Origin of the sequence: Granulicatella sp. zg-ZJ (assembly GCF_010892355.1) — a bacterium.
Taxonomy (GTDB): Bacteria; Bacillota; Bacilli; order Lactobacillales; family Aerococcaceae; genus WM01.
The window spans coordinates 95,890-117,835 of sequence record NZ_WNJY01000002.1; the positions used below are offsets into that span (position 1 = coordinate 95,890).

Genomic DNA, 21,946 nt, shown 5'->3' on the forward strand with positions numbered 1-21,946 from the left:
GACTTCTCTTATCTGTGTAATTCTCCATATAATCGTGCAACAGGTCTTGCTAAAGTGACGTCATTTTCAGATTTTAGCATAATCAAACGTAATTGTTTCCATTTTTCTGCTAAAAAAGCGTCTAACAATACATGATGAACAATAATCGTGTATTCTAACTTCCCAACGCATTCAACAATCATTTTATTTAATAGGGATCCTTGATAATTCGTATTAACAAATGAGGGAATATACGTTTCGACAATTTCTTGTATTTCGAGTTCGTCGGACGTTTTATCTTCTTTTGTCATTAAATAAGAATTCATATCTATCATCACGTCAAGAATATCTGAACGATATGTTGCTAACATATTATAGCCTCCTTTTCGTTATTCATATTATACTCCTTACCTCTTTTTTTGTAAACGCTTAACAGTGATGTTGTAAAAAAGTATGAAACAACCTCTCCAGATTGTTTCATACTGACACATATATTCGTTTTTCTGATGTATAAAACACATGCACTATTCAAATACTAGCTTCGCAATCCTCTTCCTGTTTTGATTAAATACCAATTTACCGCATATAAAATCGCAATAATCAATATTAAAACACCTATCGACACAACAAATGGAACGTCCTCAACACCTAAAAAGCCGTATCGAAATCCGGAAATCATGTACACAATAGGGTTAAATGAGGATACGGTTTTCCAAAATGGCGGTAATGCTGCAATGGAATAGAACACACCACCTAAATAGGTTAAGGGTTGTAAGACGAAAGTCGACATAATGGACACATCGTCATAATTTCTAGCTAAAACGCCGTTTACTAAACCTCCTAACGAAAATAAAACAGCCGTCAATACTAAAACAAGAATAACAGCAAACCAGGAATGAACGTGTAGAGGAATAAAAAATAGCGACACCATTGTAACTAATGTACCGACAATCAGACTACGCCCTGTACCACCTGCAACAAATCCTAAAATAATCATAGATGCGGGTACGGGTGCAACTAAAATTTCCTCAATATTTCTTTGAAATTTTTGAGAAAAGAAAGACGATGATACATTTGAATAAGCACTTGTAATACTAGACATCATAATTAAACCAGGGACAATAAATGCCATATAAGAAAAACCACCCATATCCCCTACACGTGAGCCAACCATTTGCCCAAAGACAATAAAATACAATGATGTTGTAATCACAGACGGTAAAAGTGTCTGAATCCAAATTCTTAAATAACGATTGGTTTCTTTTGTGGCAATACTTTTAAAAGCGATCCAATATAGATGTAACAAATTTTGCTTCATTGACTTTCCTCCGTTAAGCGTAAAAATAGTTCTTCTAAACGATTTGATTTATTTCTCATGGATACCACTTGAATACCTTGTGCATTCAGTTGCTCAAACACACCATTGATACCTTGATTTCTTTCGACTTCAACAACCAATGTTTGCTCGTCTTCCATACGATAACCATAACCATCTAAATAACATGCAGGTTGATTTGGTGCTAAATCAAAAATAAATGTTTCATATTGTAATTTAGACAATAAATCTTTCATACTCGTATTTTCAATCAATTTTCCAGATTGAATAATGCCAATATTTCGGCATAGCATCTCTGCCTCTTCTAAATAATGTGTTGTTAAAATAATCGTTGTCCCATTATCATTTAACTCTTTTAAAAACGTCCACATCTCACGTCTTAATTCAATATCTACTCCTGCTGTTGGCTCATCTAAAATCAATAATTTAGGCTCGTGCATCAACGCACGCGCAATCATCAATCGACGTTTCATTCCTCCCGACAACATTCTGGCACGTGTATGACGTTTTTCCCATAAATTCGATTGCTTCAAATATTTTTCACTACGTTTTAACGCTTCTTGTCGAGGCACACCATAATAACCTGCTTGATTGACGACAATTTGCTCTACTGTTTCAAACTGACTAAAATTAAACTCTTGTGGCACAATTCCAATGTGCTGCTTTACTTGAACAAGTTGCGTATCTAAATCATACCCAAAAACAGACACACTACCCGATGTTTTATTTACCAATGACGTCACAATACCAATCGTCGTTGACTTTCCTGCTCCATTCGGTCCTAATAACGCATAAAAATCGCCTTCTTCAACACGTAAATCAATACCTTTTAACGCTTCTGTGCCAGACGCATAGACTTTTTTTAATCCTTTTATATCTAGTGCATAGACCATTTCTATACCCTCCTATCCGTTTCTATCTTCCCAAACAAAAAGGTTCACTATATACTGCTAAAACAGTGTCATAGTTGAACCATATGGTTGGTAATCTTTCATTAAAGTATAGCATAGTCTATAGTTATATTCAAATAATGCTACCCCATACCTTAAATAACGCCTACTATTTCGGCACGCTACATACATTCTAAAAAATATCTTTCTCAAAAAAATAACCGCTATATCTTATTGAGCAACTTTAAAAAATGGGGCTGGGTAAAATCAGAAATTCTAACAAATTTAAGATAAAAATATTGTTGTTAAAATTTATGAATTTTCTACTCAGACCCACTAAAAGATAAAATCAACGAACATAAAGAATCACTACGATAATATCAAAGAATCGCTGGTCATAAATTCCCCACTTCTTTGGTGGAAGAGTTCCATCAACTGTGGTACAGTTAAATGTTTCTTCTCTTCTCCAGCTATGTCCACAACAACACGTCCACTTTGCAACATAATCAAACGATTCCCATAGCGAATAGCATTTTCCATATTATGTGTAATCATAATAGTAGTGAGATGATGTTGTGTGACAATTTTCTCTGTTAAAGCCATAACCATTTCACTCGTTTTAGGATCTAAAGCTGCTGTATGTTCATCTAAAAGGAGCAATTTCGGACTAGCTAATGATGCCATCAACAATGTTAATGCTTGTCTTTGTCCACCAGATAAAAATTCCACACTTGTTTTTAAGCGATTTTCTAATCCTAAATCAAGCTCTTTTAATATCTCTTGATAAAAGGTTCTATTTTTTTCTTTAACACCCCACGACAACCCTCTTGATTGCCCACGTTTCATCGCGATAGCTAAATTTTGCTCAATCGTCATACGACTTGCTGTTCCCATTTTTGTATCTTGAAACACACGGCTTATTTTTTTTGAACGTTTTCTAACAGGTTGCGTTGTAATATCTGTATCTTCTAAAACAATCTGTCCCATATCCGCTTGTAAAACACCTGCAATCACATTCATTAAGGTTGATTTTCCAGCACCATTACCTCCAATAACTGAAATAAAATCTCCCTCCATAACATCTAGTGAAAGGCCTTTTAATACATGATTTTCATTGATTGTCCCCGGTTCAAAGGTTTTGTGCACATTTTTTAATGATAATATTGTACGCATCATGCTTTCTCCTTACTTATTCTTGGTTTGATTTTTAATGCTTTTTGCACTTCAGGCACATACAAAATAACTGCCAATAAAATAGCCGATACAAGTTTCACCATTTGTGTATCCATACCTGGTATTTCTAATACAAAAACGATAATTAAACGGTACACAATAGACCCTAGAATGACAGAAGCGAATCGCCAACCTAAACTCAAATTTTTAATCATGACTTCTGCAATAATAATCGATGCCAAACCAATCACAATAGTTCCAACACCCATATTCAAATCAGCAAATCCATTATTTTGTGTTAAAAGTGCACCTGATAAAGCAATCAATCCATTACTAAGCATATAGCCTAAAATTTTCATAGCAGATACATTGATACCATTCGCTTCACTCATTGGCACATTATCTCCTGTCGCTAAAAAACCGAATCCAATTTCGGTTTTCATAAATAATGTGACGAAAGTAGACATAAACCCTACAAAAATCAATCCAATGACAATCACTGCAAAAGACTTATCTAATCCCAAAGATTGTACTTGAGTGACTAATGTTTCTTGTTTCAACAATGCGACATTCGCTTTTCCTAAAATTTTCAAATTGATTGTATACAATCCCGTCAAGGTAATAATCCCCGTTAACAGCGCAGGAATTTTCATTTTTGTATGAATAAAACCAGAAATAGCACCTGCTACCATACCTCCTAACATACCTAAACAAGTTGCTAATAATGGATGCCCTCCATTAACTAACACACTTGCACAAATCGCTGCACCAAGAGGAAAACTTCCCTCTGCTGTTAAATCCGCAATATCTAATAATCGGTATGTAATATAGACACCGATCGCCATAACAGACCATAACAGACCTTGCGATATACTTGATACAATCATATCCATTTTATATTCCTCCTAATTTTTTAAAAGTATCGATGTGTCAATCCCCAACACTTTCGCTATCTCCTCATTAACATAAAGATTGACGACTTTCGGATACTCTACTGCCATTGTTTCTATTTTTTCACCTTTTAATAAACGAATAGCCATTTTAGCTGTTTGTCGTCCTAAAAATTCATAATCTGTACCATAGGTAAACAAACCGCCCTCTTTCACCATATCTATGGACCCTCCAATAATAGGCACCTTATACTTCGTAGATAAATCACCTAGTAACGTCATCGTACTAGCAATCAAATTATCTGTAGGTACCATGATGACCTCTACTTCTTTCATCAAACGACTGGCTGTATCTTGTATATCATGGCTATTCGTAACACCTTTAACAACAACTTCAATCTGTTCCTTGTCTAATAATTGCGTTAATTCCTCCACTTGAATGTGTGAATTTTGTTCACTCGTATGATATAAAACCCCCACTTTTTGAATAGTTGGATATAAAACCTTCATCAACATCACTTGTTTATCCAACGGTACTCTATCACTTGTCCCACTCAACAAGCCAGACGGATTTTCCAAAGATGTTACTAACTCAGCAGATACCGGATCTGTTACTGCCGTAAATAGAACCGGTACTTTTTCAGAAACCATTGCCAATGTCTGTGCAGACGGTGTTGCAATCGCTAAAATAAAATCACTATCTCTAACAAGCTGCTCAGCCATCGTTTGCAACTGTTGCTGTTCACCCTGTGCATTTTGTACCGTTAGCACAACCTCTTCGCCATTTTTATATCCTTGTTGTGCTAATTCTTCCTCAAATCCTTTACGTGCTGCTGTCAAAGAATTATGCTCTACATATTGTAAAACCCCTATTCGTACAGCAGACTTACTTGTTTTTTGTGACATATTACATGCTCCTAAAGTCACCATAACCAATAAAACAACTATCCATTTTTTACACATCATACTATCTCTCCTATGTCTATTTTTAAACGTAGGAAAAAGAAATATAGTTTACTCGATACCTAATGCTTTTTCTAATTGGACAATATCTAAACCTAGTGAAGCTGCCATTTCTTTGTTTATTTTAATTGACGGATTTTGTGGTTGTTGAACAGGAACTTCGCTTACTTTTTTACCTTTTAAAATTTCTACGGCTTGTTTTCCTGCTTGCTTACCAATTTCTTTGTAATCTACACCATACGTCACAAGCATCCCTTTTAAAACAGCTTCATCACCACCAAGAGCTGGTATTTTTTTCTCCATTAAAACATCTTTAATGGTTGAAATCGTTGATGCAACTGTTGTATCTGTTGGGAAGTAAATAGCATCCACATGACTTGCAAGTGATGTTAATACTTGTTGTACATCATTTGTATTCGTTACAGTCATTTCAACAGCTTCAATTCCTTTACTTGCTAAAAACTGTTTTGCTGCATTTGCTTGAGATTCTGAATTCACTTCACTAGAGTTATAAAAAATACCAACTTTTTTAGCATTCGGAACAACTGATAATAATTTCTCAACTTGTTTATCAACTGGTGTTAAATCGGTTGTCCCCGTCGCATTCCCATCTGGTTTTTCCACATCACTCACAAGCCCTGCTGATACAGGATCTGTCACTGCTGTAAATACGGTCGGTGTTTTAGCATCTACATTCACAAGTCCTTGTGCAGCCGGTGTTGCAATCGCAAAATGAATATTTTGCTTACCAGCTATTTTCTCACTCATACTTTGTAATTGACTTTGATCTCCCATCGCATTTTGTAATGTCACCGTCAAATTATCACCTTCTTTATAACCGGCTTCACGCAATGACTCTAAAAATCCTTCACGTGCACTTGTTAGAGCATCGTGTTCTGCAAATTGTAAAATACCAATTTTTACATGTTCCGTTTCTTTAACAGATGTAGATGACTGTTGACTACAACCTACCAATAATAAACTTAGTCCCATAAGTGCTGTTGCACCTATTTTTTTTACATTCCATTTTTTATTTTTCAATTGTTCCTGACTAAATCGAGTTTTTTCCATTATTTCTCACTCCTATATTTTGTATTATTTTTTGATTAAACATGAAAAACCGTTTAGAAAATCTAAACGGTTCATCTATATCTAAATGTCTATCACATAAAAAGATGATTGATGTACTACCCGCTTAGAATCTTCATCTATGCGGATAAACACATATCAAACTGCCTTAGCCCCATAGATACAAACTTTTATTGTTTGTATCCATTGACTGAACACAAACATTATCTAAAGTAGCTAAAGTAATAACGATTTGTACGGTTCATTTGCTGTTTGATATTGCTAGTCATCTACAATCTTCCTTTCATGTATTTTTAATCTTGGGATTACTATATCCTAATTTTTTTGAAAAGTCAAGTAGAAAAATAATTATTTTTTGAATGAGTAAATGCTTGTTACCATATTTTATAAAAAACTTGACATATATATCAATCTTCATTTTTTAATTTAGTAAACATCAAATAGACTAAAACGTTAAAAAATAGTGGTTTTTTATGGCAAAACCCTTGTTCAACATAATAGAGGGGGGTATAATACAAATAGATTTGTCTAAAAGGGAGAATGCTATCCACAAAACAATACTATAACGGATTTTGTGTACGTTAACATACTCCAAATAGTAAACTACAAATTAAGTGATTGAATAGCATTCATTAGGAAGGACATTAAAAATGGGACTGAAACATTTTTTACATAAAATAAATCAAACACTAATCATTACAACGCTTGCTGCAAGCAGCTTACTTTCACCATTGACAATTTTAGCAGAAGAAAATCCCTCAGCATCAGAAAACCATATAACATCTACCTATGAAGACGAGTGTAAAGTTGGAAGAAATGTCAACAAAACTTTTACTGATGTTAAAATTGAACATAAAAAGTGGGACGGTGAAAAAGTAGATGGTGTTCCAAAAGGCTACTCAGATTCGAGTGATAAAATTTGGGAGATAAATGACGAACAAACAATTCATACTTTTTTTGACGGAACATTAAAAAACGAAAATCTTTCACTAAAAAAAGGAGATTTTTTCACAGTTCAATTACCTCCTGAAACGCGTTTTGAAGATTTACTTCAACAAGATCTCGCTCGAGCAAAAGATATTTACACAAAAGATGACGATAACGCATTAGTCGCAACAGCCCACTATGATTCAACAACGAATATCATTACTTATATTTTTACAGACTATGTTGAAACTCACAAAGATATTCAAATTCATACAGAATATGTTGAAACACTGAACCAAGACAAACTTCGTGGAAACCAAAACTATACATTTACAGGAAACTATGCAGGTCATGAGTCTTCTTATAGATACTACTTAGACAACTGGTCCGAAAATGATGTTACCCGTTTCAAGAGTGTCAACTCGCAAAATCCCTCAGAAGTTGTCGTTAAACTAACAGAAGTCAATCCTATAAACAAGATATTTAAAACGGTGATGAATGCAAAAGTTTCTGGTACTGGCAGCAAATTAACATTCACTTATGATCAAGATTCGAGAGTGTCACGAAATGCCGATACACATTTAACTATCTATGCTGTTCCAGAAAGCGAAATACTCGACGGAAGTTTCCGCTCTCATAATAATACATGGGAAGATGTGACTCATACTTTTACTAGAACAGAAAATGGGAAAAATCTTGAATACACTACCCAAAATAACACGCATACAAAATATGTTGTTGTCGCAAGCGGGAATTATAATCCAGAATTTGGTATTTGGGTTCAATTGATCACTACTTATACAGATACCATTTCAGGACAAACGAAATCCTCAGGAATTGTAGCCTACATGTCAAAAGAACCTACTCAAGAATGGGCAAAAGCCATTGAAAGTGGTGATTTAACACCAGTAGAAAGATGCGTTCCTCATAAAGATTTAAAAATCAAAAAAATTGACAGTATTGATAAAAACAAAAGTCTAGCAGGGGCCAAATTTATAGTGCGTAACGAGGCAGGAATTGAATACCCTGTCACAACAGATGATAAAGGTGAAGCCACTGTTTCCAATCTTAAATTAGGTAAATACACTATCACAGAAACAGAAGCTCCTAGCGGATATATTCTTGACAAAGAACCAAAAACAGTTTTTCTTGATGACACAACTCCAGCGATTGTACCTTATCAAATTGAAAACATTGGAAAACGTAGTGTTAAAATAGCGAAGGTCGATGCAGACGATAATACAAAATTATTAGCAGATGTTGTCTTTGTCTTGAAACAAGGAAATGTTGAAGTAAAAGAAGTAAGAACAGACAAAAATGGAGTAGCACTTTTTGAAGATATTCCATATGGTAACTACACGCTTGCTGAAAAATCAACCATTACGGGATACGACTTAAGTCAGGAAACACGTCAAGTAAGCATTACTGAACCAGGTGAACCACTTGACCTTGGTATATTTACGAATCATAAAACAATAATGCCAACATTTGTTACACTTGAAGCAGAAAAAATGCTAATTGGAAAACAATTAGAAGCAGGACAATTTAAATTTGTACTCAAAGGTAACGGCATTGAACAAAAAATAGCTACCAATGATAAATCAGGTCATATTACATTCCCAGAATTGACATTTAACAAAGAGGGAACTTATACGTATACAATTACCGAAGAAAATGACGGCCAGACTAATATCACTTATGATACAAATGAAGTAAAAGTTCTTATCACAGTCACGAAAGATAAAAATGGTCAACTTGTTGCTAAAGTAATGTATGATAACTCGGATAAATTACCAACTTTTACCAATAAGTATACTTATCCTATACCACCAAGTACCACTCGAGTAACGAGTACAACTTCTACTCCTAATTCATCAAAAATACCAAATACAAAAACTCTTCCGCATACAGGTGAATCAACAGTAATGTGGATAGAAATACTTGGAATAACAATAATTATTTTAACTTGCTTTGTTTATAAAAGAAAAAACATAAAATAATGGTTCTATCATAAATCGTGTTGGTGGGAATAATCCATCAACAATCTGCTAAAAAACGGCTGTATAATTTTTAGGGTTGATGGCATAAGCCAGCAACCCTAATTTCATGTAGACAAAAAGGCAATTTTCTCTTAAATTAAAAGTACCACCAAATAATAAGGAGAAATTGCCTATGTCTAATATAACAGAAATCTTACTACAATTAAAGGATAAAAACATCACATTTGATCATGAAAACATATCTGAATGTGTCATTCGACATAAAAAATCATTAGTCTTATACGGTAAATTAACCTATACACCAGATTGTTGCCCAAATTGTCACGCAACCAATGGCATTGTAAAAAATGGGACACGTCAATCGCGACTGTCTTTATGCCAAATTTCAGGACTAAACGCCTATTTATCACTCACTAAACAACGTTTTTATTGTAAATCCTGTCAATCATCATTTACAGCTGAAACACCTATTGTGGATAAGCATTGTTTTATCACAAACCGTTTAAAACAAAAGATAATGGATACTTTAACAGAAACCATTTCAGAAACCTACATCGCTAAACAACACAATGTATCTGTACATACGGTCAGACGTATTGTTGATAAAGTCGCCTCTACTTTAAAAGTAAATCACAACACACAATTACCTCATCATCTATGCTTTGATGAATTCAAGTCAGTAAAATCTTCTGATAGTGCCATGAGTTTTATCTATTGTGATGCACTGACTCATCAACTGATTGACGTTGTACACGACCGTAAATCCAGCACGCTATTAGACTACTTTGCTAGATACGATACCCATACAAGAAAAGCTGTTAAAACAATTACGATTGATATGTTTCGCCCCTATATTCAGATAGCCAAGCAAGTATTTCCTAACGCACATATCATTATCGACCCTTTTCATATTGTACAAGCATTAAATCGTGAGTTAACAAAACACAGAGTGCATGTAATGAAAGCTTTACATCAGAACAATCGCCGTTTATACAACAAAATGAAACGTTATTGGAAGTTGTTTTTAAGTAACACAGATACACTAAGTAGTTATCCTTATCACCGTTTTCCACTGTTTGATTGGATGACGCATACACAAGGGATAGTCGATTATTTATTGGAACAAGTCCCCGAACTACGAGCCACATACGATGTCGTTCATCAATTAAGAGATGCTTTACATAATAGAGATTTTGACCGATTTGAAGAAATACTCATATGGGCTAAACAGGAAGCTATTTCTCCTGGTTTACGTAGAGTATTAAGAACGTTCAAAGGGTATTTACCCTATATTAAAAACACCTTTATCTACCATCATTTGACTAACGGTGCACTTGAAGGAATCAATCATAAAATTAAAGTACTTAAGAGAAATGCCTATGGTTATCGTAACTTTTCACATTTTAGAAATCGTATTTTATTAATCTGTAAGTTATATGTACCATATACCGTACCATCTACTTCACTAGTTGCTTAATAGTTTAAGTCAAAAGTGATGTACGAATAGCTCCTTCCCCGCACAACGTAGGGGAAGAGAAATGTATCGTGTACATGTCGGTGAGCCGTACATCACTTTGTGACTTAAAATAAAAAGATAGTGACATAACATTTGTTACATCACTACCTTTTATGAGTCATCAACCTTATTTGACATAGAGCCTTTTAAAATTCAAAATCCAACATATTTTTCAATTTTTAAAAAATATGTTGGATTTTTTATCGCTATTGTCAACAATCTGAGAACCGTTTTTGCGAAAAACGGTTCTTTTTTATTATAATTGTCGCATTGTAGGGAACAACAAGACATCACGAATAGATTGAGCATCTGTTAATAGCATTGTAAATCTATCAATACCGATACCTAATCCTCCAGTTGGCGGCATGCCATATTCTAACGCTTCGATAAAGTCTTCATCAATCGGATGCGCTTCATCATTTCCTTTATCTTTTTCTACCATTTGTGCTTCAAAACGTTCACGTTGGTCGATTGGGTCTGTTAATTCTGTAAAGGCATTGGCATATTCTTTTGTAACAATGAATAATTCAAAGCGATCTGTAAAGCGTGGATCTTCTTCATTTTTACGTGCTAAAGGAGATACTTCCACAGGATGCCCGTATACAAACGTTGGTTGGATACATACTCCCTCTCCAAACTCTTCAAAGAACGCATTGATAATATGTCCTACCGTTGTATCATGATCATTTAATTTTACATGATGTTTTTCAGCTACTGCTTTTGCTTCTTCAAATGTCATTTCTTGCCAGAAATCAACACCCGTTTGCTCTTTGATTAAATCAACCATATGCACTCGTTTCCAAGGTGTTTCCAAATCAATCTCTTGACCATTATATTGTAATACCGCTGTACCTAGTACACGTTTTGTAACATGACGCAATAAGTTTTCCGTTAAATCCATCACATCTGTATACATTGTATACGCTGTATACACTTCCATTGACGTAAATTCTGGGTTGTGTGTCGTATCAATCCCTTCATTACGGAACACACGTCCAATTTCATAAACTTTCTCCATACCCCCAACCACAAGACGTTTTAGATGTAATTCTGTGGCAATACGTAAATACAATTCCATATCCAACGCATTATGGTGTGTGATAAATGGACGAGCTGTCGCACCACCTGCTAAAGTGTGTAACACTGGTGTTTCGACTTCTAAATAACCTGCATCATCCATATAACGACGAATTTCACTTACGATACGTGAACGTAAAATAAAACGTTGACGACTTTCATCATTACTAATTAAATCTAAGTAACGTTGACGATATTTTTGTTCAACATTCGTTAAACCATGGTATTTATCAGGTAGAGGACGCAATGCTTTTGTTAAGTGAACAAACTCTTTGGCACGAACTGTCAATTCACCCATATCTGTTTTCATAATTGTCCCAACAACACCAACAATATCACCTAAATCAGCCACTTTAAAAATTTCGTATTGTGCTTCACCAACTTGATCTTGACGCACATAAATTTGAATACGTCCAGATTGATCTTGTAAATGCGCAAAACCCGCTTTCCCTTTTCCACGTTTTGTCATTAAACGACCTGCAATTTGCACAGTAACGGGCTCTTTTTCAGCAATATCCTCTTTTGTAAATTCTTCAAATTCCACTTGTAAATCAGCTGCTAAATGATGACGCTCAAAACCACTAGCAAATGGATTCACATTTGTTTCTGTTAATTTTTGCATTTTTTCACGACGTACGAGTAACTGGTCGTTCAATTCCATTTTCACATCTTCTGACACTTGTTTCACTCCAATTCTTTTCATTCTTCGTGTCTATCATAACACATAGAACGTGTTCTTTCACTATTAAATCTCTATTTTTAAACTTCTTTCTTCAACTTCTTCAATAAAAGCATCCATCAAATCAATCATTTCTTGTTGTGTTGTTGCTTGATTGATTAAATTTTTCGTCTTGGAAGCACGCGGAATCCCTTTTAAATAGTAATTCGCATGTTGTCTAAACTCTCTTGACGCAATTACTTCCCCTTTTAAATCAACCAAGCGTTGTAAATGCACCTTTGCAATATCAATCTTCTCTCTAGGTGTATGCGGCGGTAATAATTCTCCTGTTTCTAAATAATGCACGGTTTGTTTAATCATCCACGGATTTCCTAGCGCTGCTCTACCAATCATAACTCCGTCAACACCCGTTTCATCTAACATACGTTTAGCATCCTCTGGTGTTTTCACATCGCCATTTCCAACTAGAGGAATCGTTTTTAACGCTTGTTTTACGTCCTTTAAAATTGTCCAATCAGCATATCCCTCGTACATTTGTACACGTGTACGTCCATGCATCGCTACCATGCTCGCACCCGCACGCTCTGCTGCCAGAGCATTCTCAACAGCATACAAATGCTCGCTGTCCCAACCTGTACGCATTTTCACCGTAACAGGCACTTTGACCGCATCTACAACAGACGCAACCATTTCATATACTTTATTCGGATCCAACAACCACTTAGCGCCAGCCTCTGCCTTAATCACCTTATTTACCGGGCAACCCATATTGATATCAATAATCGCCGCTTGCGTATGCTCCTCCACATACTTGGCAGCCTCCACCAAGGTTTCTTTACTTCCTCCCATAATTTGTACACTTAAAGGATACTCTTGAGGCTCAATATGCAGCATACTTAATGTCTTTTCATTTCTGAATTGAATGCCTTTATCACTAATCATTTCGCATACTACTAACCCTGCTCCCATTTCTTTAACCGTGACACGAAAAGCAGCATTACTAATACCTGCCATTGGCGCAACGACAACGGGATTTACAATATCAATGTTCCCAACTTTAAACATATTTTCTCCTTATTTATCATTTAACTTTTTATCAAATGCTGTTACCATCCGATAAAACAAATATATATCATCTATTCTAGTTTAATAACATATTAAAAAATCTCGCCCGTATGGGCGAGATAGACTGTCTATTAACGACGACGCTCTGCAATACGAGCTGCTTTTCCGTGTAACGCACGTAAGTAGTATAATTTCGCACGACGTACTTTACCATGACGAACTACTTCAATTTTTGCTACACGTGGTGTATGTAATGGGAATGTACGTTCCACACCAACACCGTTAGAGATTTTACGTACTGTATAAGTTTCACTGATACCAGCACCACGGCGTTTAATAACAACACCTTCAAATAACTGGATACGTTCACGAGTTCCCTCAACAACTTTAGCGTGTACACGCACTGTATCTCCAGGACGGAAATCAGGAATATCTGTACGTAATTGTTCTTGTGTAATCTTTTCGATTAGTTGACTCATCTCTTTTTCTCCTTCTTCTGCGAATATTCATATACGACATTTTCATATAGCGGAATACTCTGAATATGTGGTCGCCCACTTCGTATTATTGTAGCATTTTTTAAGTTACTTGTAAATATGTATGTCGTGGTAAATTTGAGGAAGTAAATTATATCATTAAGTTAACCAGTAGTACAAAAAAGCATCTCATAGGATATACTTTTCATAATCACAAAAAAAGGATAACAAGAGATGCAAGAATACTATAACACAAAAGGCAAGCATATAACAGAAAAAGAACGTTACTTCATCGAAAAATGGAAAAAAGAAGGTAAAAGTAATCGAGAAATCGATAGATTATTAGATAAAAATTACCAAACCATCAATAACGAAATTAAACGTGGACTTATCGATTTATCTTTTCATGGTGGCACTAAAGAATACTATGCTCAAAAGGCACAACAACTGCTACTCCTAACGAAATAACGGCTATTGAACACTGGATAAATCGTTATCGATTGATAAAGTTACTTAATTTTTGAACACCAACACGATTTATTATAGAATCAATATTCATGAAATCAAAAACAAACGGACATCTCAAAATGTCCGTCTGTCACTCATTATTCTTCTTTATCATCCCTACGTCTTTTTTTCCAAGCAATAAGGAAAAGTCCCAATGCTAAAACTCCTACGCCAACAGCGATAGAAATCTGTTGTTCACCTGTGAAAGGAAGAAATACCGTAGATGCTTTTGTTAGCACCGTTGTTGTTTCATCCTTTTTGTTAGGTGGAAATACCGATTTTATGTTATTGTGAAACACAATATCACTTTTGGCAGTTTCACCAGATTTAACAGCAATAATTTTAGCTGTTAATCCATTCCCAACATCATTCAATACGCGTACCAAGACGGTATACTCACTTGAATCATAGTCAATCAATGGATTATCTCCTACTTTTTGTTTTACCGTATACGTATAGTCACCGACTCTTGTATACGTAAATCCTTTAAAGTAAGCTGTCGTATTCGCTTTAACGTCAAGTTCTTTTTCTGTACCGTCCTCAGATGTTAGGACAGCTTTAAAAACCGTTTCTTTATAGTAATTGGTATGATCATCTATCTGAATAGTCGCAGGAATATTCATTTCGTAGCCGGCAGACTCGGCAAAAGCGTCCACTTTATCCACCAGAGCAAATAACATGATAATGGTTACGAAATAAGTAATAATTTTCTTCATGTTTATATCTAACTCCTTTCTGACTAATTATTTCAAACTGATTCGCCCAAATACCAAAATACGTCCGTTTGTTGTGGTATCCGAACAAGTTGATAAACAAATCAACTGATCTGTTGGTTGAATACCAATTTCTCGATAATGCACAGCGTTCTTTTTAACGTGCTCAAAAACTTTCATAGCATCTCGGCTTGTCACATTATAGACAATTTCATCAGAAGCTACTGTTCTCATTGTCGCAAAAATACTCACACGGAATTCTTTTTCAAGTGCTGACAATGTCCCTGTTTGATGTTTATCAAAAAAATCTTTTTCTAAGAAATTTTCTAAATCACCAAACATCGCTCTATTGCTCATGTGATGCCCATAAATAACCGTATATGGATCAGTAAAATCTCGACTATTTTGAGAATCTAAAAAGATAGCACCAGATAAGGAAAAATTTCCATAAACATCTTTGTTAATATACTCTAATGTTGTTTTTCCAATAACAAGTGGATAATCAATATGCGTATCATCAATGGTTAGCCAACCACACACGTCAGCGTTGATTTTTTGTAAATCCACTAAGGATAATGGACTATCCTGATGTGGTTTATACGCCAATAAATCTTTAGATACAAAGGCACCTTGGCTAATTCTCATATTATCCCAAAGACAATAGCTACCAAAAAGTAACATAAGAATGGCTAAGAACAAGAAACACTTTTGAATCACTCGATTCCCCGCTCGTGCAAATATAGCAGCTTGTTCCATGAATTATTTCCTAATTATTCTTCTTCTGAACGTCTACGTAAGCTGAAGATAAGCATACCAGCTGCTGCCGTTACTAATAACACATATGGACCATATTCAAGTAATAAACCTGTTGGTGTTGTGATTTCTTTTTCGTTAATGAATAACACTGTATCATTCGCAGATATTGTTTTATCTGCAACAGCACTACCTACAATTTCATCAACTACGTTTTCACTAAGTTTATATTTTGTTGTATATCCATCATTAGTGTATGATTCCTCTGTGATAGTCACTTTATCATTTGATGATAAACCAGTGATTTCTGCATATTGGTCATGTTTTAATTTAATACTTACTTCTGAACCGCCACTTACAAGTTGAACTGCATCACGGTTATCACTGAATTTCACATTATATTTTTCACCGTCATCACCGACAACTTTTAATTTGAACGTAAATTCTTTTTGTTTGTCCCCTTGGTTACCACGAACTTCTTTTTTAACTTTTAATTTGCTTAACACTTTTTTAGGATCGTTATTTTGATTTGGTTCTGGGTCTGGATTATTGTTTGGGTTTGGGTTATCTAGAGTTGGTACGATTGGCGGAGTGTCAGTAGGATTCACACCATAGTCATTGATAAATGCGCCACCAAGTGCATCTTTTACTTTGTTATTATCTTTGTTAACAAATGTATAAGCGTACACTTCCATAGTACCATTTGCACCATTTTTTACATACACATCAAAATATTTTTTATCTGTACGATAATTCATACCTGCGTAGTTACCTACTGTTTCACTAATTACATAACGGTATACACCTGGAGCTTTAAATTTATCATTATTAATTTTTAATTTTGCTTTCTCTGCTGAATAAATCACGTTTTTTTCTAATGATGATTCTACTTCAGGTTTTAAGCTAATTGTATCTTTTTCAAAAGTAACCCCACCCTCAGGTCCTGCTAAAACAGCATTGTTTTGATCATTTGCATTCGCAGCTTCACCTGATTCGATTGTAAAGGTAAAGTCTGTTGCCGGACCGTAAACACCTCTTTCTTTACGTACCCATTTTTGGAACTCTAGGTGCTTTGGCACAGCTGCATTTTCTTCCGCACGAGCCACACTTGGAACATTTGATGCTAATAAACTTAAAGCTAAAGCTGACACGGCAAATTTTTTGATATTTTTCATAGTTATATCTTTCTCCTCATTTAAATATTAGATTTTCTTAAAATAGTAATAACTTTTCCTTTTATCATGTGAATGTTGACTGGTCCAAAATAACGACTATCTTTGCCACCCTCACGATAATCTGCAAGAACAAACACTTCTTCATTCGATAACTGAAGTGGATATGTCACACGAGAATCATATTGAGCTGTTGTTTGATAAATATAGCTTTCTGTCAACAAACTATCGTTTACTTTCACATAATTATCTCTTGTAATCTCTACCTTTTCACCAACTGTTGCAATAACACGTCCTAAATAATGTTCGCCATCTTTTTCAAAGTAAATGACGTCGCCACTACGCACACTCTTTTCTAAGCGATAATATAAGAATATATCTCCCGCACTCATACGAGGCATCATTTCATCATTTGGAACTGAACTCAGCCCAAAAACAAAACCAAAGAGGAGATACACACTCCCTAGCAATAGAATAAGATGTTTAAAAAATCGACTAATGTCCTCTTTATCACGCAATCTCTTTAAACGTTGCTTAATAATATCCTCAACAGTTTGTTCTTTAATAGATTTCCTTTTTTTCATCATGATGACTCCTTCTAGCATTGATGAGATTATCACGCTCTGCCAGTAAGGCCTCATACTTTGCATCGTGTATTGCGATTAATGTTTGATACTCTTGTTGCAAGTTAGCTAATTTTCTCCAAACATCCTTTTCATCTACACCGAAAAACAATTTCTTTTTGAATTTTAATTTTTTGAAAAAGGCAAGTAATTCTGTTTCACTCTTAATCGTCATAGTGTCTACCTCTTTTTTGGAAAAGTACGATATATAAAATAGCTATGAGTGCAAATCCACTTAATAGCATTGCAGGGACACTATCAAAAAATAGTCCTGTAGGTGGAGAAGCAATCTTCGTATTTTTAAAGACGACATGAGCATTATCACTCGTTTCACCCACTTCATACTCCCAGATTTTTACTCCATTTCTATCCGCTAAACTACCTAATGGTTTTTTCTCCATTACGTTTGGATTATTCAATGCAAATTTCCATGTTTCGACATCTTGAACATGATCATTCTTTACTTCTGCAATTCGAATACCGGCACCCTCTGGTAAAACAGTAAAACGTTTGTTTGGATCTGGTTGATCTGCCGTTATTTGTTCTAAAGTTTTTGTTTCACCCGGACGAAGCGTAAAGCTTCCGTTTATACTACTCCGAGATTCAAATACGGAACCAGGTAGATGGATTTTATAGTGAAAAGTAAATTCTCTATTAGGTGTATTATTATCAATCTGATTACCATCAACTTCTTTTTTCACGGTAATCAGCGCTTCACGTTGCCAACGCGCATACAAAGCATTTTCGCTTTCTTTGTTTAACGTATCGACATGAAACTTGTCTCCAGTTTGAGCGAATTCAGTATTCCCTGTCGGTTGAGTAGACCACCCTAAGAATTTATATCCCGCTAAAGTTAATTTATTCCCAAAGAATTTAGCTGAATTATTTCCACCAATTTTTGCATTATCATCATTCGCCTCAAATTGTTGAACTAAAGGATTTGGCTGTTGACTTGAATAAAGTGATGGATAATTAAAATGATAGGTCACATCTACTTTTCTGTTTTCTGACCACTGTGCATACAAATGTGTATCCCCAGCAGGCAATGGAATAGCATCTCCCGGATAATAAGTCGTCCCTGTCCCATCAGCTTTCGTATTCCAACTAACAAAACCGTCTGACGTAGCCGGTGCTCTCCAGCCCCAGTTCGTTTCTATTTTCTCAACTTTACCGTCAACATCTGGAAAATCCGAATTTGTTGCTTTTTTTATTTCTCCAGTCGCCGTATTTGGATAATAATACAAATTAGCAACCGTTGTCGGTATCCATTGTGCAACCAAGGTAATATTTCGATTCACTTCTGAATTGAAACTATACAAATTACCATTTAGTTTCCAACCGGCAAACCGATAATTTGGTCGTGTTGGGTCTGTTGGTTTTTTCGCACTGTCTCCTGACGCAAGTGGCTGACTTGGAACAGATGAACCACCATTGCTATCAAAAGTTACAGTCACATCAACCGGTTTCCAAATCGCATATAACACTAAATTATTTGCATCCATTTTATAAGAACCATCAAATTTTATAAATTTAGAACCAGCTGGATCTAATGCCCAACCTTTCCACACATAATGAGATGGAATATCTGCCGGTCTACTAGGTTCATTTAAGTTATAAGAGGCATCTAATGTTGCACCATAAGGAATACCTGTTTTATTCCCAACTGTTGTCGCATTCCCATACTTATAATCAATAGTGTACCGTTTTCTATCTAAACGAACATCATAACCTATTCTCTTTGGTGCAAGTCGACTTCCCTCTGTTGCAGAAAAAAATCTGTTTGCATTATGATCTGAAGCAGATACAATTTCATATCCTCTAAATTTATTGGTTAATGTAAAGGCCGTTCCACTTAGTTCAGCTTTTTGTCCATGCACCAAACGATATGAACCATCAGGTTCTTGAACCTGCCAATAAATCGTATAAGCATTTCTGTTATCTATAAGAGAGGTGTATCTTAAACGAACAATGTAATTTGTGGGATCCCACATATGTCGATCTTCAAATTTAAAATCCGGCCAATAAGTCGTTGTAGTAGTAACATTATTACTCGTTCTTCCAGTATCAAATCTAAAGTGAGGTGTCCCATTCGTTAATTCAGGAAAATCAGTAATCGGCGACTCCCAAAGTCCTCTTGATGTACGGAATGGTCTGTCACTTCTTTCTCCTTCGTAATAGTTAATCGTTACTACTTTTCGATCATAGTAAACATTTATAGTAGTTGAACCGTCACCTTTTACTTTATCATAATTGCTTTCAGCATAAGAAAATCCAAATCCTTGCTCATTCTCTGGAGCAATAGATGTAGGTGTCGCACTGCCCGTATCGATATTAGATACAACTGTACTCTTCCAATAATCATAGTCATCATGAGTCGGATCAGCTTGCCCAAGGGGATGTGTTACTTTTTGTTTCCAATAAACAATCGTATAACTTGTTTTACTTGGTGTCCATTTAGCATAAATCGTTGTATCACGTTGCGGTCTAGCATCCCAGTTAAATGGGACTTTTAATTCTTTATCCGCAAACCACCCTGCAAAAGTGTATCCTTGTCTAACAGGATCTGCTGGTTTTTTGGTTTTATTTTGTTGATTAGCTAAAACATAAACTGGAGAAAGTGACTCTGCTCCATTTGTCTCAAAATAAATCCAGCGGGCCGGTTGTATAATTGGATAAAGATCCATATCCGACGTCACAGGTGTGCCCTCAGCAACCGGTGTACGTCCATCCAATGTTCTCGACCAACCTGTCAACACTTTTCCATCATCTGCTACAAAAGGAATATTTTTAAAATCTAATACATCATTACCGTCTGAACGTGGATATTTTTGTGTAAACCACGCTGGTGCACCTTGTTGTGATTTAGATAAGTACCGTACAAAATACGCTTTTTGGTATCGTGCATATAGTTTAGTCTCTTGGTCGTTTCTCAATGGACCTTCTACTGTAAATTTATTATCCTCAAACTTTCTTCCACCTGTTTGAGCAGTATACCAACCTGTAAACACATACCCATCTTTGTATACTGTTGGTGGCTTGCTTAGTTTTTCTCCAGTAGATAGTCTACGAACATATAACTCTTGCCCTTGTTCATCATAAAAACGATACGTATGAACTTTATGACTACTTAATCCCGTTCCTATGTAAACAGAGAAACTTTTTGCGTCAAAAGTAACGGTATCATCTTGCGTTTCTTTTGGTATCACTTCCTCCTTTTGTTGAGTATCCCCTTCAACGTGATAAATCTTAATATTCGAAGCATTTTCAAGAACAGGGTTTGACACACTTACTTGAATACTATCAGACTCTTTTGGATTAAAAACACGCCCATTTGTATCATAAATCGTAATGTCATAAGCAAACAAAACTGTTTCAGCCCCTGTCGGTACTTCAGCAGGATATGCTTTGACAGTCGCACCTTGTGGCATTTTCCCACTCAATGTAATAGCACTAACTTCTTCTGCCAATTCTTGATAACTAGCATCTTGATAGATAGTTGCTTGTAATGTTTGATCCACCGTATCGACATCGTATTCACTACTAAGATTTCCAGCTATATTGGAATTATCTTGTTCTGTTTGCTGTTCTTCGGCAAATAATGTCCCTGAATAGTACAAATTTGTCGATTGTACAACTAATAACAGAACTGTAAACCAAATCAACCATTTTTTCTTTACTGTTTTCACATCTACATTTCTACCCTCTTTCTTTAATAAAATAAACCACTAAAAATACCCCCCCCCGAGTTTTTTCGGGTTTGGGGGCATCACTGCTACGTCGACTAACAGATGTTATTTTATCATCTTGAGTATTGTTGTCAATAGAAATCTTAAAATTATTTTATTGAAATTTTATTAAAAATTTATATTATACATATTTTTTCTTTATAAAACATAAGATATATTCCACTTCGTTCGACTTTTATTTTTTATAAAACCTTATTATAACAACAAGTTTCTCATCCCGCTTATCCTCTATTACTTTTTCATTTTATTTGTCGTGAATATTTTTTAATAAATTTATAAAAAAATTTAAGTTCTAAAAAATGACAGCGTTTTACTTTTTGATTGACACATTTCCTTTACATTGTTACCATTAGTGTATACAAAATCTATCAT

General features: G+C 35.2%; 19 protein-coding genes. 3 read left to right on the forward strand and 16 right to left on the reverse strand.

All coding sequences use genetic code 11. From position 1 onward, the window contains the following. Positions 1–8: 8 nt before the first annotated feature. The 7 genes from GMA11_RS01195 to GMA11_RS01220 all read right to left on the reverse strand — a co-directional run bounded on the left by GMA11_RS01195 (position 9) and on the right by GMA11_RS01220 (position 6,302). Positions 9–350 (reverse strand): hypothetical protein, encoded by a 342-nt coding sequence (locus GMA11_RS01195; protein ID WP_163545382.1) that lies wholly within the window; start codon positions 348–350, stop codon positions 9–11. A 164-nt stretch (positions 351–514) separates the two neighbouring features. Then, positions 515–1,297 carry an ABC transporter permease gene (locus GMA11_RS01200; protein ID WP_370516559.1) on the reverse strand — a complete coding sequence of 261 codons (783 nt, stop codon included), beginning with the start codon at positions 1,295–1,297 and terminating at the stop codon, positions 515–517. Then, positions 1,294–2,208: an ABC transporter ATP-binding protein gene (locus GMA11_RS01205; RefSeq protein WP_163545383.1), complete on the reverse strand. Its 915-nt coding sequence runs from the start codon at positions 2,206–2,208 to the stop codon at positions 1,294–1,296. The genes GMA11_RS01200 and GMA11_RS01205 overlap by 4 nt, the downstream gene beginning before the upstream one ends. A gap of 366 nt (positions 2,209–2,574) precedes the next feature. Next, positions 2,575–3,378, reverse strand: coding sequence for an ABC transporter ATP-binding protein (locus GMA11_RS01210; RefSeq protein ID WP_163545410.1), 804 nt, complete (start codon positions 3,376–3,378; stop codon positions 2,575–2,577). Continuing rightward, positions 3,378–4,271 (reverse strand): ABC transporter permease, encoded by an 894-nt coding sequence (locus tag GMA11_RS09250; RefSeq protein WP_240332442.1) that lies wholly within the window; start codon positions 4,269–4,271, stop codon positions 3,378–3,380. Before GMA11_RS09250 ends, GMA11_RS01210 begins: the two co-directional genes overlap by 1 nt. Positions 4,272–4,283: 12 nt before the next feature. Next, positions 4,284–5,234, reverse strand: coding sequence for an ABC transporter substrate-binding protein (locus GMA11_RS09255; RefSeq protein WP_240332443.1), 951 nt, complete (start codon positions 5,232–5,234; stop codon positions 4,284–4,286). 48 nt (positions 5,235–5,282) lie between these two features. Further along, on the reverse strand, positions 5,283–6,302 hold the full coding sequence (locus GMA11_RS01220; protein WP_205422843.1) for an ABC transporter substrate-binding protein: 1,020 nt from the start codon (positions 6,300–6,302) through the stop codon (positions 5,283–5,285). A 668-nt stretch (positions 6,303–6,970) separates the two neighbouring features. Here GMA11_RS01220 and GMA11_RS01225 point away from each other — a divergent pair. Both GMA11_RS01225 and GMA11_RS01230 read left to right on the forward strand, forming a co-directional pair. After that, positions 6,971–9,247 (forward strand): SpaA isopeptide-forming pilin-related protein, encoded by a 2,277-nt coding sequence (locus GMA11_RS01225; RefSeq protein WP_163545384.1) that lies wholly within the window; start codon positions 6,971–6,973, stop codon positions 9,245–9,247. A 172-nt stretch (positions 9,248–9,419) separates the two neighbouring features. Continuing rightward, positions 9,420–10,724, forward strand: coding sequence for an ISL3 family transposase (locus GMA11_RS01230; RefSeq protein WP_163545385.1), 1,305 nt, complete (start codon positions 9,420–9,422; stop codon positions 10,722–10,724). 295 nt (positions 10,725–11,019) lie between these two features. On the opposite strand, the gene lysS is transcribed toward GMA11_RS01230, so the two are convergent. From lysS to rplS, 3 genes are all read right to left on the reverse strand, one after another. Further along, on the reverse strand, positions 11,020–12,543 hold the full coding sequence (gene lysS / locus GMA11_RS01235) for a lysine--tRNA ligase (protein ID WP_163545386.1): 1,524 nt from the start codon (positions 12,541–12,543) through the stop codon (positions 11,020–11,022). Between the two features lie 42 nt (positions 12,544–12,585). After that, positions 12,586–13,584 carry a tRNA dihydrouridine synthase DusB gene (dusB, locus tag GMA11_RS01240; RefSeq protein WP_163545387.1) on the reverse strand — a complete coding sequence of 333 codons (999 nt, stop codon included), beginning with the start codon at positions 13,582–13,584 and terminating at the stop codon, positions 12,586–12,588. Between the two features lie 131 nt (positions 13,585–13,715). Then, positions 13,716–14,063 carry a 50S ribosomal protein L19 gene (gene rplS, locus GMA11_RS01245; protein ID WP_163545388.1) on the reverse strand — a complete coding sequence of 116 codons (348 nt, stop codon included), beginning with the start codon at positions 14,061–14,063 and terminating at the stop codon, positions 13,716–13,718. Between the two features lie 231 nt (positions 14,064–14,294). On the opposite strand from rplS, the gene GMA11_RS01250 reads away from it, so the two are divergent. Further along, complete coding sequence (locus GMA11_RS01250) at positions 14,295–14,528, forward strand: helix-turn-helix domain-containing protein (RefSeq protein ID WP_163545389.1); 234 nt, start codon at positions 14,295–14,297, stop codon at positions 14,526–14,528. Positions 14,529–14,665: 137 nt separating this feature from the next. Here GMA11_RS01250 and GMA11_RS01255 read toward each other — a convergent pair whose 3' ends face one another. The 6 genes from GMA11_RS01255 to GMA11_RS01280 are packed head-to-tail and all read right to left on the reverse strand — an operon-like array spanning position 14,666 to position 21,514. Continuing rightward, positions 14,666–15,283: a Spy0128 family protein gene (locus GMA11_RS01255; protein WP_163545412.1), complete on the reverse strand. Its 618-nt coding sequence runs from the start codon at positions 15,281–15,283 to the stop codon at positions 14,666–14,668. A gap of 27 nt (positions 15,284–15,310) precedes the next feature. Then, complete coding sequence (gene srtB, locus GMA11_RS01260) at positions 15,311–16,036, reverse strand: class B sortase (RefSeq protein ID WP_163545390.1); 726 nt, start codon at positions 16,034–16,036, stop codon at positions 15,311–15,313. Between the two features lie 14 nt (positions 16,037–16,050). Next, positions 16,051–17,208, reverse strand: a complete 1,158-nt coding sequence (locus tag GMA11_RS01265) for a Spy0128 family protein (RefSeq protein WP_163545391.1) — start codon at positions 17,206–17,208, stop codon at positions 16,051–16,053. 20 nt (positions 17,209–17,228) lie between these two features. Next, positions 17,229–17,789: a signal peptidase I gene (gene lepB / locus GMA11_RS01270; RefSeq protein ID WP_163545392.1), complete on the reverse strand. Its 561-nt coding sequence runs from the start codon at positions 17,787–17,789 to the stop codon at positions 17,229–17,231. After that, entirely contained in the window at positions 17,767–18,003 is a 237-nt protein-coding gene (locus GMA11_RS01275; protein WP_163545393.1) for a hypothetical protein, read from the reverse strand. The genes lepB and GMA11_RS01275 overlap by 23 nt, the downstream gene beginning before the upstream one ends. Next, positions 17,993–21,514, reverse strand: coding sequence for an InlB B-repeat-containing protein (locus GMA11_RS01280; RefSeq protein WP_163545394.1), 3,522 nt, complete (start codon positions 21,512–21,514; stop codon positions 17,993–17,995). Before GMA11_RS01280 ends, GMA11_RS01275 begins: the two co-directional genes overlap by 11 nt. Positions 21,515–21,946 lie beyond the last annotated feature (432 nt).